Below are 16280 nucleotides of genomic sequence, written 5' to 3' on the forward strand. Positions count from 1 at the left end.
GATGTGACGTTCCGCCACGGATGGGGGCCGTGAGATCTCGCATCACCGCTTGCGGGTTGTCTCCGGCACGTATCGTGAGTGGTTGCGGACCGTACGAAGCCATAACGGAACGCAAGGCGAACGGAATTGACCAACCGGTCGGCCGGGGGAGGCGTCGTGGACGACTATGCGGGACGGGTACTCGCCGACCGCTACCGCCTGCCGCTGCCGCCGTCGGACGAGTACGAACTCGCGGAGACCCGGGCCTTCGACACCTACAGCGGGCAGGAAGTCCTCGTACGGCAGGTGCCGTTGCCGGAGGTCGTCGAGGCCGAGGTGCTCGACGCGGACGGATTGCCCGAGGGGTTCGTGGCGCGGGACGGCGGGGTGCGGCGGGCGTCCGCGCGGACCACGCGCAGGCCCACCGAACCGGCCGTGCGGCGGGCGATCGAGGCCGCGCAGGCCGCCGCGCAGATCCCCGACCATCCCCGACTCGACCAGGTCTTCGACGTGTTCGCCGAGGGCGGGTCGCTGTGGATAGTGAGCGAGTTGGTGCCGGCGAGGCCGCTGGCCGCGCTGCTCGCCGAGAAGCCGCTGAGCCCCTATCGGGCCGCCGAGGTCGCCTCCGACGTCCTCACCGCGCTGCGGGTGCTGCACGCGCACGGGTGGGTGCACCGGAACATCACCGTGCGCACGGTGCTCGTCTGCGACGACGGCCGCGTCATGCTGACCGGCCTGGCGGCCGGGGCCGCGGAGGAGGCGCTGTGCGGGTACGACCCGGTGCCGGCCCGGGAGGACTTCGAGACTGAGCCCGGGACCGGGCACGCGGCCACCGCCGGGGCCGGCTCCGGCGTCGGCAACGGGCAGGCGGGACGCGGCGGTTCGCCCGGCACGGGGGGCAGGGGTGCCCCGCGTGGTGGCGGGGCCATGACGCCCCGTACGCCCGGCGGGACCAGTGGCCCCGGGGGCCGTGGTCCGGGTGGGGCGGCTGGATTCGGCGGTGCAGGTTCGCCGGGCGTGGCCGTGGCGGCCACGACACCCGGCGCCGACCCCGAAGCCGCGCGGCGGGCCGCGATCGAGGCTCGGGCGGAGCGGGGGACGCCCGTTCCGGGGATGCCTGTTCCGGGTGCGCCCGCAGGGGGCGCGGCGGGCGCAGGCCGACGTGCGCTGGAAGCGGGCGGATCGGGTGGAGCAGGAGGCTCGGGAGGCGCGGGAGGACCCGGGGGCGACATCCGTGCGGCGCGCGCCGGGGCCATCGCCGCGTACCGCGCCGGAGCGCGTGCCGCCGCCCGCGTACAGGAAGAGCAACGGAGCAACCAGGTCGCGCTGCCCGCGCCCCGCCCCTCCGCGCAAGCCGGTCACGGCGCCGACTCCTCGGAGCCTCCGGCCCAGGCCCCGGGACACGTCGGCCCGCCCCAAGTCGCCGGCTACAGCGGCCCACCCCAGCTCCCCGGCCACAGCGTGGAGCAGCGCCCCCACACCGCGCCTCCGGGCCAGATAGCCGACCCGTACGGGGTCGGGGGCGGCGCCGGATGGCATGGCGCCCAGCCGCGTACCGGGACCTCTGGCGGGGGCCACGGTCAAGGGCGCACCGCGCTTCCCGGAGGCGCGAACGGCGCGGCAGCCACGGGGAATGGCACCCAAACCCCCAACAATGCCCAAACCCGCAACAGTGCTCAAGCCCGCCACAACGCCCAAATGCCCGGCAACACGTACATGCACAGCAACACCGAAGGCCAGACAGGTCGTTGGGACGAGCTCGTCGCCGGGGCGGCGCCGCGCCGGGGGCCGGCTACCGCGCTCGCCGCGGAGCGGGCCCGGCAGGCGCGGATGGCTGTGGTCGGTCCCGTGACCGAGCGGTGGGCGCCGGAGCAGGCCGGGCCGGTGCACGAGAACTGGCAGTTGGCGCCGCCGATCGGGCCCGCCACCGACCTGTGGGCGCTGGGCGCGCTGCTCTTCCGTGCCGTACAGGGACACGCGCCCTACCCGGAGGAGAACACCGCCGAGCTGGTGCAGTTGGTGTGCGCGGAGCCGCCCGCCTTCGCCGAGGAGTGCGGGCCGCTCCGGCCGGTCGTGGAGTCGTTGCTGCGCCAGGATCCCACCGAGCGGCTCGACTTCGAGGAACTGCGCGGCTGGCTGCGCTCCCTCGTACGGTCCGCGCCCGAGCCCGAAGCCGGCGCGCATGTCGTCGCGGCGCCCCCCGTCGACCCGAGCCGGCTGCCGATCGTGCGGCGCCGCGGCGAGCTCGTCCGCAGGCGTCGCGCCGGGCTGCCCGCGACCAGCCCGCACGCCCGCCACAAGCGAGCGAAGCAGGAGAAGTCCGCCAAACCCCGCCGCCTGGGCCGGAATCTGCTCCTGCTGGTCCTGCTCCTGCTGGCCGCGGCGATCGCGTACGCCATGGTCTTCATGCCGAAGGCCGAACCGAGCAGCGGCAGCGGTACGGACGGTGAACGGACCGGTGCCGCCGGAGACGTCAGCCCCGCCCCCGACGCGGGCGGGGACGCGAAGGCGAGCAGCGAGCCGCGGCCCGACCAGACCTCCCCGGACGAGGACAAGAGTCCCTCGGGTTCCTCCAGTTCGACGAAGTCGCAGACCACCGACCCGGACGTCGCCCAGGGGTTCAAGCTCCGCAAGGATCCCGAGGGCTTCCGCGTCGCCGTGGCCAACGGCTGGGACCGTACGCCGAAGAACGGCAGTGGCCAGGTCGTGTACGCGCAGGGGGACTTCGAGCTCATCGTCGTACCCGGCCGGGACAGCACGGCGACGTACGGCGGCGACCCGATGACGTATCAGCGGGAGAACGAGAAGGAGTTGCAGCCGTTCCGGGACTCGACCTGGGCCACGTCCAGCGGGATGCGGCGGATCGACGTGGGCGGACGGACCATGGCCGAGGGGCAGTTCACCTGGCAGGACTCCGCGGGGCGCTCGCTCTACGTACGCAACCTCGCGATCGTCGTCGGCGGCCGCTATCACGTGGTGCAGGTGCGCGGTCCGGAGGCCGAACGGGACGAGGTGACACGGCTGTACGAGCAGGCGTCGGCGACGTATCAGGTCACCGGCTGAGGCGTATGACGTCAACGGCTGAGCCGTACAGGGCCACCGGTGGAGCGACGTCGCGTACTCATCAGGCCCTGAACACCGGATGGTTCCCTCCCGTACACGGAAGGGAGAACCGTCACAGTGCGGTCTCCGTACGACCCCGCCGGTTCCCTGCGCGGGGACCGCTCTTTAGTCTGACCCCTGTCAAGACCATTGCGGGGAAACGTGAATCAGATGCAGGGCCTGCTCCTCGCGGGCCGCTACCGGCTTGTCGACATCATCGGCAGCGGTGGCATGGGCCGGGTGTGGCGCGCACACGACGAGGTGCTGCACCGCGCGGTGGCGGTCAAGGAGCTGACCGCCGCGCTCTATGTCGCCGAGGGCGATCTGGCTCGGCTGCTCGCCCGTACCCACTCCGAGGCGCGGGCCGCTGCCCGGATCAACCACTCGGCCGTCGTCACCGTGCACGACGTCCTGGAGCACGACAACCGGCCGTGGATCGTCATGGAGCTGGTCGAGGGCAACTCGCTGGCCGACGCGGTCAAGGAGCAGGGGCGCGTCGAACCGGCCGAGGCGGCACGGATCGGACTGTGGGTGCTGCGCGCGCTGCGAGCCGCGCACGCCGCCGGCGTGCTGCACCGTGACGTGAAGCCCGGGAACGTGCTCCTGTCCGCCGACCGGCGCGTACTGCTCACCGACTTCGGGATCGCGCAGGTGGAGGGTGATACGACCATCACGCGCACCGGCGAGATCGTCGGCTCGGTCGACTATCTGGCGCCCGAGCGGGTGCGCGGCCACGATCCCGGGCCCGCCTCCGACCTGTGGGCCCTCGGCGCCACGCTGTACACGGCGGTGGAGGGGCGGTCGCCGTTCCGGCGCACCTCGCCGCTGACCACCATGCAGGCCGTGGTCGACGAGCCCCCCGCGCCGCCGCAGCACGCCGGTCCGCTGGAGCCCGTCATCGCCGCGCTGCTGTGCAAGGATCCCGCCGTACGCCCCAGCGCGTCGGAGGCCGAGCACATGCTCGCCGAGGCGGCGGAGGGGCGGCGACCGAGGTCGGCGCAGTCGTATGTGCCGACGCAACACATGGATACGGAAGTGTCGCAGGGCCCGGGCCAGGGACAGGGCCAGGGGCACTGGCCGACCGCACATGTGCCCGCGCCCCACGGTGGCCAGGGTGTGCCCCATGGCGGCCAGAGCGTGCCCTACGGTGGTCAGGGCATGCCCCACGGCGGCCCCGGCGCGACCATGCCCCAGCCCCAGCCCACCGCCGGCTCCGCTCCCAAGAAGCGGAGCCGTGGCCGCACGATCGCGCTCGTCGTGGTCATGGCCGCGCTCGTCGGCGGTGGCAGCGCCGCGGTGATGAGGTACGCGGACGACTGGCGGAAGGACGCCTCCGCGTCCAGTTCCAGCACCAGCACGAGCCCCAGTACCAAGGACACGAGCAGCGAGAAGGACGAGCAGAGCGGGAAGGGCGAGAAGAGCGGGCAGCCGACCGCCGCCGGAGCCGTCCCCGACAACTGGGTGCGCGTCGACGACGTCGAGGGCTTCAGCCTCGCCCTGCCCAGCAAGAGCTGGAAGCGGCAGGCCAACGGCACCCAGGTCGACTACACGCCAGACGGCGGCGAGCACTTCGTACGCATCGCGGTGGACGACTCGCCCGACTTCGACAACCCGTACATGCACCAGCTGGACCTGGAGCAGCAGTTGACGAAGCTGCAGGCCTACAAGCGGGTGAGTCTGCAGGCCAACACCTTCCGGGACTGCCACGGTTCCCTGTGGGACTTCACCTGGACCGCGCTGCCGAAGCAGACGCCGTTCCCGGGGCCGCGCCGGGCGATCGAGCAGACGTATCTCGCCCGTGACGGCGTCGAGTACGCGATCTACATGTCGGCACCCGCGGCGGACTGGGACACCGCGCGTCAGCAGTTCGACGCGATCCTGCGCGGCTGGCGTCCCAAGGCCGGATAACAGCCACCGCGAGCGTCGGGCCCGGAGGGTCTCCGTCCGGTGCGGCATGATGGGGCCCATGGGGACCGAGGGGGAGAACGTCCGTGTGATCGCCGGCCGTTACCGGCTGGAGGCCAGGATCGGGCGGGGCGGCATGGGCGTCGTATGGCGCGCCACCGACCAGCTGCTCGGCCGCCGCGTCGCGGTGAAGGAACTCGCCCTCGACGACACGCTCTCGGAGGACGAGGCCCGGCAGCAGCGCGACCGCACCCTGCGCGAGGCCCGCGCCGTCGCACAGCTGCGGCACCCGCACATCATCGTCGTGCACGACGTGGTCGAGGACGACGAACGCCCGTACATCGTCATGGAGTTGATCGACGGCGGTTCGCTAGCCGAGCGGATCTCCCGCGCCGGACCGGTCGACGCGCGCGAGGCCGCCCGCATCGGCATCGACCTGCTGGGCGCGCTGCGCCGCGCGCACGACGCGGGCGTCCTGCACCGGGACCTCAAGCCGGCCAACGTCCTGATGGAGGCGGGCACCGACCGCGTCGTCCTCACCGACTTCGGCATCGCCCAGGTCGCGGGCGCGACGACGCTCACCGAGAGCGGGGCGTTCGTCGGCTCGCCCGAATACACCGCGCCCGAGCGGATGTCCGGGGCCAGAACGGGGCCCGAGTCCGACCTGTGGTCGCTCGGCGCGCTGCTGTGCACCGTCCTGAGCGGTGAGTCGCCGTTCCACCGGGACTCGTTGGGCGGCATCCTGCACGCGGTCGTCGTCGACGAGGTACGTCCGCCCGCGCAGGCCGCGCCGCTGCTGCCCGTCGTACGGGGGCTGCTGGAGCGCGATCCCGAGCGGCGGCTCGACGCGGCGGAGGCGGAGCGGATGCTGCGCGCCTTCCGGGACACCGGACGTATGCCACGGCGGGACATGGGGCGTACGCCACGGCTGACGACCCCCCGGCCGGCGGCCCCGTACACGCCCACGCAACGGGACGTAGCGAGGCCGGAGCCCGTGTCCTCGCCGCAGCCACCTCCTGTGGCTGCGGCGGAGCGGCCGCCGAAGCAGTCCACGCGGGGCATCCTCGTCGCCGCCGCGCTGGTCGCCGCGATGGCCGGGGCGGGGGTGTCGGCGGCGGCGCTGCTGATGAACGACGGCGGGGGCGGCACGCCCTCACCGTCGCATACGGCGAGGACGTCGAGTACGTCGAGTACGTCGAGTACGGGGCCGAGTTTGCCGTCGCGCACATCGGAGCCGGCGCCCGCCAGCCCCGCTCCCACAGTCACCGTGACCCGGCAGCAGACGCCGACCGCCGCCGATCGCAAGGCGCCCTCGGGTTACCGCATTGCGCCGGATCCGAACGGTTTCTCGCTCGCCGTGCCCGATGACTTCACCCGGGATCCGCAGGGGGAGCGGGTCTTCTACATGTCACCGGGGCAGACCTTCCGCCTCGGCATCAAGATCGCCGATCCCGAAACGGGCGGCCCCCTCGCGGTGATGCGGCGGGCGGACGCCAAGGGGCCCTCCACCAACCCGGGTTACCGCGACGGCACCGTCACGAGCACCACGCACAACGGACAGCCCGCAGCGCTCTGGGAGTTCACCTGGAACGGCTTCACCGAGGCGGAGGGCGCACGGCACACGTACGACCTGTGCTGGGAGGAGGGCGGCCGGATGTACGACGTGTGGGTCTCGGCGCCGGTCGGGAAGGTGACGGAGGCGAAGGAGTACTTCGACGTGGCGGTGGACACGTTCGTGGCGTCGTGAGTGGAGGCGTGCGCGGCGTGGTGAGTGGAGGCGTGCGTGGCGTCGTGAATGGGGACGTTCGTACGGACATAAACGGCGCATAAGTGGCGAGGTGCGTCACGGGTCTGTGACCGGAAAGCGATCGGGCTGGAAGCCGAAGCGCTTGCCGCGATAGAGATGGACCTATGAGCAACAACGGGGGAGCCCCTTACGGGTCCGACGAGCCAACCAGTTTCGGTCTGCAACCGCCGCGGCCGGGTGTGCCCGCGCAGCAGTCGGGCGTTCCGTACCCGGGCAATCCGTATGCGGCCCCCACCCAGGTCGTCCCCGAGCAGCAGGCGCAGGACCCGGGCACCGGACGGCTGATCGCGGGCCGTTACCGGCTCCTCTCCAAGCTCGGCCACGGCGGCATGGGCACGGTCTGGCGGGCCAAGGACGAGACGGTGGACCGTGAGGTCGCAGTCAAGGAGCCGCGCGTTCCGGACCACCTTCCCGAGCGCGAACGTGCCAACGCCTACGAGCGGATGCGTCGCGAGGCGCGCGCGGCGGCGCGGCTCGACCACCCGGCGGTCGTGAACGTCCACGATGTCGCGGTCGTGGACGGACAGCCCTGGATCGTCATGGAGCTGGTGCAGGGCCGCTCGCTGGGCGACGCCCTCCAGGAGGGCACGCTCGGCGTCCGCGAGGCCGCGCGCATCGGCCTGGAGGTCCTCGGCGCTCTGGAGGCCGCGCACGCGGCGGGCATCCTGCACCGCGACGTCAAGCCCGACAACGTCCTGCTCGGCCGCCACGACCGCGTCGTCCTCACCGACTTCGGCATCGCCCAGATCGAGGGCGAGACCAATCTGACGGACACCGGCGGCTTTGTCGGCTCGCCCGAATACATCGCCCCGGAGCGGGTGTTGGGCCAGCGTCCCGGCCCGGCCTCCGACCTCTGGTCGCTCGGCGTGGTCCTGTACACGGCCACGGAAGGTGTCTCCCCCTTCCGGCGCAGCAACACGCCCGCCACGCTCCAGTCGGTCCTCAACTCCACGCCCGCGCCGCCCGCCACCGCCAGCGGCCCGCTCGCGGAGGTGATCAACGGCCTGCTCGACAAGGACCCGTCCCGCCGTCCCGGCGCGGCACAGGTCCGCCGTCTCCTGGAGGAGGCCGCGAAGCCTCCGGCCCCGGCACCGACCCAGGTCGTGCAGATCGCGGGACCGGGCGGCAAGGGCCTGCGGGTCGGCCGCAAGGCCCTGTTCGGCCTCGGCGCGGTGGTCGTCGCGGCGGCCGTGGCGGCGTACCTGGTGATCGCGGACCCGTTCGCGGGACCGCTGCCGGACGGCTGGAAGAAGCGGCAGGAGAAGGATGTCGCCGCGACGCTGGCGGTGCCCGCGGACTACCAGAGATCCACGCCGGACCGGACGTCGGACAAGGGTCACTGGGTCACGTACACCGACTGGAGCGGCAGCATCTGGATCGGCCTGACACTGGCCAAGAAGTCCGAGGACACGAGCAAGGAAATCCAGGACTCCGCGCGAGCCGAAATGTACGCCGACAACGGCAAGTTCAAGGACAGCGGCGCGTACGACCTGGGTATGCCCGAGGGCCCGAGGACGGCCCCGGAGGACGACTCGACGTACCACGGCAAGGAGGCCGCCGAGAACACGGTGGTCTACACGACCACCGACAGCCAGAACCCCCGCCCCCGCGAACTGAAGATCTTCTACTACAAGTCGCACGCGGGCAACATGTACAAGCTCACGATCAGCTACCCGGGCAAGGGCGACTTCACGGCGCGGGGCCGTGAAGTCGCCAAGGCGGCGATCGCGAACTTGGACATCGACAAGCCGTAAGAGGCTTGTCTGAAGGGGCTTCTTCAAGAGGCCCCTTCATTACGGCCCGGAAGGGCTCAGGGCTCAGGGCTCAGGCGAGCTTGGCGGCCTGGGCCTTGATGATCTCGGCGGGGATCTCGTAGTCACCGGCCCCGGCGCCGTCCTCGCCGGAGAAGGCCGCCAGGCTGAACGCGTAGTACGTGGCGACCGTGCTGCCATGGCGTACGACTTCGCAGTGCACCACGACGTCGTCGCCGTCCGCGTCTCCGGTCACCGCGAACGCCAGTGACTCGTCACCGGTCCCGGACGCCTTCTCCGCCGCGACCTTGGTGAACTTCTGGGTGTCGTCCTTCGTGCCGCCCTTCGGCGTGGCCGTGAACCCGCTCGCGCAGCCCTTGATCGCGTCGGAGACCGAGGACATGGTCTTCTGGGCGCCCTCACCCTCGTACGACGAGAGCGAGACGATCGTCACCGTCTGGCCGAGGGCGTCGGTGATCGACTTCATCGCGTCCTCGAACTCCTCGTCCGTCATGTCCTCCAGGCTCTTGCTGGAGGACGCGCTGGGCGAGGCCGAAACCTCCTGTGAGGCCATGCGGTTGACGTACGAGGCCGAGTCGCCGGGCGCGAACCCGGTGAGGACGTAGGCGAGCGGTGCGCACTTCTCGTCCACGACCGTCACGTCTTCCTTGGAGGACGCGAACCCCTTGCTCTGGTCGGCCGGTCCGACCTTGTACCCGTCGACGTCACCCGTCGCGATGATGCGCTTCGTCAACTCCGCGCTGCTCAGGGCCTTCGCGGCGGCCGTCGACTTGTCCGAGCCTGCGGCCTTGTCGTCATCCTTCGAGCCAGAGCCGCTGTCGGAGCAGCCGGTGGCCAGGGTGAGCGAAAGGGCCGACGCCACCGCGGCGATACCGACACGCGACAGCGAGAGTCTCTTCATTTTGATGATGATCCTTCTATGGGGCTTGAGGTGAAAGGACTATGAGGGAGAGGTCAAGGAATCGTCAAGTTCCCAGGTCCGGAGCGCCCGACTTGATCGGATCCGCACCTCATGATCTGTGGATCACCTATGAGGCCACCGGGAGTGCACCAGTGCTGTCCGTGGCTGTTGTTGAGGTCCGGCTCACCGCAACTCGGCCTGCGCGAGGGCCCCCTTGGCGCGCTTCAGGGAGATGGATGGCCTCATATGACCTACGGAAGCCGCCCGGGCCGCCTTCCGGGCTTCATGAACGACCCCAGTGACGAAGACGGGTGCCAGGTCGTCCAGTTGGACCACGCAGAAAGCCGCGAGCTGGAGGCCGTCAACCTGAACAGATTCCCGCCCACCATCAGCGCGGGCCTCGACTGGGACTCCGCCGCCTACACCGACCGCCGCTGGTGGAAGGACGAGGACGACTGGGCGACGATCGCGGAGGACCCGCTCGCCGGCTACGTGGCCGAGGGCGGACGCGTCGCCCTCTTCTGGGGGGACCTCAGGTTGCCGACCGTGACCATACCCGCGGCTGTGGCGGTGCGGCACGCATCGGAACTGCCACGCATGGAGCCACTCTTCTGGATCTACCCGCTCGACGGTTCGGTGCTCATCGAGTGCCTGATGGATGGCCAGGTTACGGTCGCGACCATTCCGGCTCGCTGATCAGTTGGGTCGGCGGATTCTGGATATCAGGGCGTCGAGTGCGCGGGGGGCGGTGGTGAGGATGATCTCCGGTTCGTCGCTTTCGCGAAGAAGGATCGTTCCGGTGGGGGTGGTGGCGAGGTAGACGCAGGATGAGCCCGACTCGCTGTACGTGGATTTCTGCCAGGTGAGTTCGGTCATGGTGTATCTGTCCTCAGGTGTTCTCGGCGATGTGGTGGATGAGATCTCGCGATGCCCCAGGCTTGAGGGTCGCTTGCTCCATACGGTCCAGCACCAGCCGGTACGTCTCCAACTTCGCTGTGGCGTCGACAAGTTCGCTGCCATGGCTCGTGTCCAGGTGAGCGGTGTCGAGGGCTGTCACGGGGCCGTGGGCGTAGTCGAGGCCATGACCTGCGGTCGGGAAGGAGGTCCCGTCGAAGGGGATGACGCGAAGCGTGACGTTCGGCTGTTCGCTCATTTCGATGAGGTGCCGGAGCTGGGCCCGGGTCACCGCGCGGCCGCCGAACTGCATGCGCAGGGCGGCTTCGTGGACGATCGCGGTGTACGGCACCGACCGCTCCCGGAACAGGACTACCTGGCGCTTGATGCGGTGTGAGACGCGGTGCTCGATCTCGTGCGGGCGCAGCGCCGGGACCGCTTCACCGAAGAGAGCCCGGGCATGGTCGGGGGTCTGTAGGAGGCCTGGGATGTTGATGACCTGAGCGACGCGCAGCGCGGTGGCGTGGTGCTCCATCTCAGCAAGGTCCAGGTGCGGTGACGGCAGGAGATCGCGGTACTCCTCCCACCAGCCGCGGGTACGGTCGGCCGCCATGGCGGCGAGCGCGTCGACCAGGGGCTGGTCGGGGCAGCCGTAGATGCGCGCGAGGGTGCGCACGCGATCGGCGCTCACGCCGAAGCGGTTGGCCTCGATGTTGCTCATCTGGCCCTGCGTCGTACCCAGGGCGCGAGCTGCCTCGGCGGCGGTCATGCCAGCACGCTCGCGCAATCGACGCAGCTCGACGCCGATGCGGAGGCGACGCCCTGACGGTGCGCTCCTTGGTGTCATGCCCTCGCTCCGTTCCGTACACCTGGCGTGGTGGTCACCCACACGAGGTAAATCCCTGAAGGTTTTGCATTCACCGGCAAAACCTTCAGGGATTGCAGTCTACGGTGAAACCCAAGCCGCTCAACTGGCCCCGCCAGTAAGCCGGAAGCGCACCGCGCTGCCGCCAATGCTCGCGATATGCCACCGCCCGGCCGGGCCCGTCGAGCGAACACAAGTCCCCCCACCCGCAGGAGGCGTTCATGGTCACCGTATCCCCGTCGAAGTCCGAAGCGTCCGCATCTTGGGTGTACGCCCTCCAGTTACCGCACGATCGACTCGCCCCGCGCATCGCCCGCGCTACCCTGCGCGCAGTCCTCGCCGGACACGACCTTCGCCAACTCACTGGCACCGCCGAATTGTTGACCTCCGAGCTCGTCACCAATGCCTACCGGTACTCCACCGGCCCCGCGACCCTGCGACTGCGCGGCCTGGGGCGAGGCCGCCTCCGGGTCAGCGTCTGGGACGCGAACCCGCACATCCCGCCCCCCTTCGACAAGAACCCGGGCCCCGTCCGCGCCGTCCCGGCCGAGGCTGACGGCGGACGCGGCTTGTTCCTCGTATGCCATTACGCGGACGCGTGGGGCGGCTACCCGCTCGGCGACGACCTCTTCGGGCGGGGCGGGAAGCTGTTGTGGTGTGAGCTGGGTCCGCAGATGGTTCACCGAGAGGCTGCGGCGTGAGGGTGCCTGAGTGGCAGGGGAGCGAGCGCCCGACGGCCATGGATGCTCATCCGACCGGAGCCTTCGAGGACATGCTCGGGATCGTCGAGGAGCTGGACACGCCTGACGGCTACAAGGCCGAACTCATTCGAGGAAAGGTTGTTGATTCGTCGTGGCCGGAGCTGCGCCACATGAGGCCGTTACGGTCGCTGCGGCGACAGCTGGAGCGTCATACTCCCGATGGGCACGACGCCGACGTGACACCGTTCCTCTTCAGCTTCCCCGCGGCGGAGTGCGCCTTCGGCCCCGACCTCCACGTAGCCGACGAAGCCGCCTTCGAAGCCGAAGGTCGCCACGCCGACGGTGCCGCCCTCTCCCTGGTCGCCGAGCTGACCTCCGACTCGTCCAAGGACGCCGACTGGCTCGACAAGCTGGACACCTATGGGCGGGTCGTGCCCGTCTACCTTGTGCTGGACATGCAGGTGGAGGAGATCACCGCGTTCTGGGACCCGTCTGCGAAGGGGTACCGGTCGCGGACCACCGTCCCCTTCGGGAAGCCCCTCCACATTCCCGCACCTTTTGACTTCGAGCTGGAGACCTCCGGGTTCACCGTCCCTCAGGACAGTGACGTCCAGGAGTGATCAACCCGTGATCGTCGGACGAACAACGCCCTGATCAGCGTATTCGTTGCCAGCGATCACTGGCACCGTGTGAGCACTCCGTGAAAGCCGATTACCGACGGGTACCCAAAGGGCGCGGGCGGGCATACCCTGCGGCTCATGACGGACTCGCAGGCCGCGGAGCAGGCCACGGAAACGACCAGCGCGGAAACGAGCGGCGCGGAAGAGGCCGGTACGGCCGAGACCGGCGCGGAAGAGACCGCTACGGCGGCGGTGACCGGTGCCGTCGCAAGCGGTACCAACCCCCTCGCCCCCGCCCCCACCGGCGCCCGCACCGCCGTCGACGTCGTCACGCCCGAGCTGGTCGCGCAGCTCACGAAGGGTGTCGTCGGCTCCGGACGGACCGCCAACCACACGCCGTTCACCGGCGAGAAGCTGGCGGACCTGCCCGAGTCCACCCCCGAGGATGTCGCGACCGCCTTCGAGCGGGCCCGAGCCGCCCAGGTCGCCTGGGGAGCGACCCCCGTACGGCAGCGTGCCGCCGTCCTCCTCCGCTTCCACGACCTCGTGCTCGCCCGTCAGGCCGAGGTGCTGGACCTGATCCAGCTGGAGACCGGCAAGGCCCGCCTGCACGCGCACGAAGAGGTGCAGGCCGTCGTCGTGGCCGCGCGGCACTACGGGCGCAAGGCACCGTCGTACCTGCGTCCCAAGCGGCACACCGGCGCCGTCCCCACCCTCACCAAGGTCACCGAACTCCGCCACCCGCGCGGCGTCGTCGGCCAGATCGCGCCCTGGAACTACCCCCTGGAACTGTCCGTCGGCGACGCGCTCCCCGCCTTCGTCGCGGGCAACGCGGTCGTGATGAAGCCCGACACGGAGACGTGCCTGACCGCCCTGTGGGCGCGTGATCTGCTCATTGAGGCCGGGCTGCCCGCCGAGGTCTTCCAGGTCGTCATCGGCGAGGGTCCCGTCGTCGGGCCCGAGGTCGTCAAGCACGCCGACTACGTCTCCTTCACGGGGTCGACGAGGACCGGAAGGGAAGTTGCCCAGGGCGCGGCCGCCCGCCTCGTCGGCGTCTCCCTCGAACTCGGCGGCAAGAACGCCATGGTGGTCCTCGAGGACGCCGACCTCGACAAGGCCGCCCAGGGCGCAGTCCGTGCCTGCTTCTCCTCCGCCGGCCAGCTCTGCATCTCCATCGAGCGGTTGTACGTCCATGAGTCCATCGCCGACGCGTTCACCGAGCGCTTCGCCGCGCGGACCAAGGCCATGCGGCTCGGCACGTCCCTCGCGTACGGGGCCGACATGGGCTCGCTCGTCGGGGAGCGGCAGTTGGAGACCGTGACGCGGCACGTGGAGGAGGCCGTCGCGAAGGGGGCCAAGGTCGTCGCCGGTGGCGTCGCCCGGCCCGACATCGGGCCCTACTTCTACGAGCCCACCATCCTCGACGGGGTGGAAGCCCCCATGGCCGTCTGCGCCGAGGAGACCTTCGGGCCGGTTGTCTCCCTCTACCGGTTCAAGACCGAGGACGAGGTCGTCGAACTCGCCAACTCCACGCCGTACGGCCTCAATTCGTCCGTCTGGACGAAGGACGGCCGGCGCGGGCGCGCGGTCGCCGCCCGGCTGCGTACCGGCACCGTCAACGTCAACGAGGGCTACGCACCCGCGTACGGCAGCGTCCAGTCGCCCATGGGCGGCATGAAGGACTCCGGCCTCGGCCGCCGCCACGGCTCCGAGGGCATCCTCAAGTACACCGAGGCGCAGACGGTCGCCCAGCAGCGGCTGCTGCCGATGGCGCCGTCGCTCGGCATGGACGACGAGGGGTACGCGGCCTTCATGAGCCGAAGCCTGCGGGTCATGAAGGCCTTGCGGCTCCGCTAGGACGCCTCACAACAGTTCTCAACGAGGAGAGCAGCACGTGTCACAGGAGAACTCTGTCCACAACCCGGATGACGACGCGTACGACTACGACGTCATCGTCGTCGGCTCCGGCTTCGGCGGGTCGGTGACCGCCCTCCGGCTCACCGAAAAGGGCTACCGCGTAGGCGTGTTGGAGGCAGGACGTCGCTTCACCCGCGACGCGCTCCCCAAGAACTCCTGGGACATCAAGAACTACCTCTGGGCGCCGAAACTCGGCATGTACGGCATCCAGCGCATCCATCTGCTGGGCAATGTGATGGTCCTGGCGGGAGCGGGCGTCGGCGGCGGTTCCCTCAACTACGCCAACACCCTCTACGTACCCCCGAAGCCCTTCTTCGAGGACCCACAGTGGAAGGACATCACCGACTGGGAAGGGGAGTTGAAGCCGTACTACGACCAGGCCCGGCGCATGCTGGGCGTGCGGCTCAACCCGACCATGACGCCGTCGGACGTCCATCTCAAGGCGGCCGCCGAGCGGATGGGCGTCGGCGACACCTTCCATATGGCGCCGGTGGGCGTGTTCTTCGGCGACGGCGAGGACGCGGACGGGGCGGTGAAGGCCAAGTCCGGCGAGGAGGTCGCCGACCCGTACTTCGGCGGCGCCGGCCCCTCCCGCAAGGCCTGCACCGAGTGCGGCGAGTGCATGACCGGCTGCCGGCACGGCGCGAAGAACACCCTCAACGAGAACTACCTCTACCTCGCCGAGAAGGCGGGCGCCGTCGTCCACCCCATGACGACCGTCGTGTCCGTCACGGACGACTCGCAGGGCGGGTACGCCGTCCAGACCCTCCCCACGGACGAGAAGCGCAAGGGACAGGGGCGGACCTTCAAGGCGCGCCGAGTCGTCCTCGCGGCCGGTACCTACGGCACACAGACCCTGCTGCACCGGATGAAGGCGGGCGGCCAACTCCCTTATCTCTCCGAGAAGTTGGGCGAGCTGACCCGCACCAACTCCGAGGCGCTGGTGGGCGCGCAGACCGACAACCGCCGCTACCGCAAGGCCACGGGCGAGCCGAAGGTCGACTTCACGCGCGGTGTCGCCATCACGTCGTCCATCCACCCCGACGAGAACACCCACATCGAGCCGGTCCGTTACGGCAAGGGGTCCAACTCGATGGGCGGCCTGTCCATCCTCCAAGTCCCATACGCAGAGGGCTCGTCGAGGGTCCTGGGCTGGCTGGCCAACGCGGCGAAGCACCCGCTCCTGGTGGCCCGCTCGCTCTCCAACCGCCGCTGGTCCGAGAGGACCATCATCGGGTTGGTGATGCAGTCGCTCGACAACTCACTGACCACCTACCTGAAGCCGAAGGGCGCGGGGAAGGGACTGTTGACGGCTCGTCAAGGACATGGCGCGCCCAACCCCAAGCAGATCAAGGCGGCTTCGGAGGGCGCCTCCGCGATCGCCGCCGAGATCAACGGCTTCGCGGGCAGCAACGTGGGCGAGCTGATGGGGACGCCGCTCACCGCGCACTTCCTGGGCGGCTGCCCGATCGGCGCCAGTGCCGAGGACGGCGTGATCGACCCGTACCACCGGCTCTACGGCCACCCGGGCATCTCCGTCGTCGACGGCGCCGCGGTCTCGGCGAACCTCGGCGTCAACCCGTCGCTCACCATCACCGCACAGGCCGAGCGCGCGATGTCGTACTGGCCCAACAAGGGCGAGGCCGACCCGCGTCCGGCGCCGGGCGCGGCGTACGAGCGCCTGAAGCCGGTGGAGCCGCGGCACCCCGCCGTCCCCGCGGACGCGTTCGGCGCGCTGAAGCTGCCGTTCCTGGGGATGCCGACGGTGCCGCCGAAGTCGTAAGCCACCCTCTGGCACGGAAAGCAAGCCACCCTCC

The 16280-nt window shown here is 70.4% G+C and carries 12 protein-coding genes; 9 read left to right on the plus strand and 3 right to left on the minus strand.

Annotated features, from left to right (window positions below):
* Positions 1–156 precede the first annotated feature (156 nt).
* The 4 genes from ACFY0T_RS12110 (at position 157) to ACFY0T_RS12125 (ending at position 8547) form a co-directional block, all read left to right on the plus strand.
* Positions 157–3042, plus strand: coding sequence for a protein kinase (locus tag ACFY0T_RS12110; protein ID WP_388867842.1), 2886 nt, complete (start codon positions 157–159; stop codon positions 3040–3042).
* 210 nt (positions 3043–3252) lie between these two features.
* Entirely contained in the window at positions 3253–4989 is a 1737-nt protein-coding gene (locus ACFY0T_RS12115; protein ID WP_388868284.1) for a protein kinase, read from the plus strand.
* Between the two features lie 58 nt (positions 4990–5047).
* Entirely contained in the window at positions 5048–6733 is a 1686-nt protein-coding gene (locus ACFY0T_RS12120; RefSeq protein ID WP_388867845.1) for a serine/threonine-protein kinase, read from the plus strand.
* 164 nt (positions 6734–6897) lie between these two features.
* The gene (locus ACFY0T_RS12125) at positions 6898–8547 is read left to right on the plus strand and encodes a serine/threonine-protein kinase (RefSeq protein ID WP_388867848.1); all 1650 of its coding nucleotides are present in this window, start codon (positions 6898–6900) and stop codon (positions 8545–8547) included.
* A gap of 70 nt (positions 8548–8617) precedes the next feature.
* Here the strand turns inward: ACFY0T_RS12125 and ACFY0T_RS12130 are convergent, their stop codons facing one another.
* Complete coding sequence (locus ACFY0T_RS12130; protein WP_388867851.1) at positions 8618–9466, minus strand: hypothetical protein; 849 nt, start codon at positions 9464–9466, stop codon at positions 8618–8620.
* 246 nt (positions 9467–9712) lie between these two features.
* Between ACFY0T_RS12130 and ACFY0T_RS12135 the strand changes: the two genes are divergently transcribed.
* A complete protein-coding gene (locus tag ACFY0T_RS12135; protein WP_388867854.1) occupies positions 9713–10162 on the plus strand; it encodes a hypothetical protein in 450 nt (149 codons plus the stop codon).
* On the opposite strand, the gene ACFY0T_RS12140 is transcribed toward ACFY0T_RS12135, so the two are convergent.
* Together ACFY0T_RS12140 and ACFY0T_RS12145 are read right to left on the minus strand one after the other, a co-directional pair.
* Positions 10163–10342, minus strand: a complete 180-nt coding sequence (locus ACFY0T_RS12140; RefSeq protein WP_388867857.1) for a DUF397 domain-containing protein — start codon at positions 10340–10342, stop codon at positions 10163–10165.
* A 13-nt stretch (positions 10343–10355) separates the two neighbouring features.
* The gene (locus tag ACFY0T_RS12145; RefSeq protein WP_388867859.1) at positions 10356–11207 is read right to left on the minus strand and encodes a helix-turn-helix domain-containing protein; all 852 of its coding nucleotides are present in this window, start codon (positions 11205–11207) and stop codon (positions 10356–10358) included.
* A 239-nt stretch (positions 11208–11446) separates the two neighbouring features.
* Here ACFY0T_RS12145 and ACFY0T_RS12150 point away from each other — a divergent pair, with 239 nt between their 5' ends.
* From ACFY0T_RS12150 to ACFY0T_RS12165, 4 genes are all read left to right on the plus strand, one after another.
* Positions 11447–11926: an ATP-binding protein gene (locus tag ACFY0T_RS12150; RefSeq protein ID WP_388867861.1), complete on the plus strand. Its 480-nt coding sequence runs from the start codon at positions 11447–11449 to the stop codon at positions 11924–11926.
* A 38-nt stretch (positions 11927–11964) separates the two neighbouring features.
* Complete coding sequence (locus tag ACFY0T_RS12155) at positions 11965–12546, plus strand: Uma2 family endonuclease (RefSeq protein WP_388867864.1); 582 nt, start codon at positions 11965–11967, stop codon at positions 12544–12546.
* Between the two features lie 138 nt (positions 12547–12684).
* A complete protein-coding gene (locus ACFY0T_RS12160) occupies positions 12685–14403 on the plus strand; it encodes a succinic semialdehyde dehydrogenase (RefSeq protein ID WP_388867867.1) in 1719 nt (572 codons plus the stop codon).
* A 37-nt stretch (positions 14404–14440) separates the two neighbouring features.
* Positions 14441–16246, plus strand: coding sequence for a GMC oxidoreductase (locus ACFY0T_RS12165; RefSeq protein WP_388867870.1), 1806 nt, complete (start codon positions 14441–14443; stop codon positions 16244–16246).
* The last annotated feature ends 34 nt before the right edge of the window (positions 16247–16280 follow it).

The sequence above is a fragment of the Streptomyces sp. NPDC001530 genome, from assembly GCF_042894545.1.
Classification (GTDB): Bacteria; Actinomycetota; Actinomycetes; order Streptomycetales; family Streptomycetaceae; genus Streptomyces.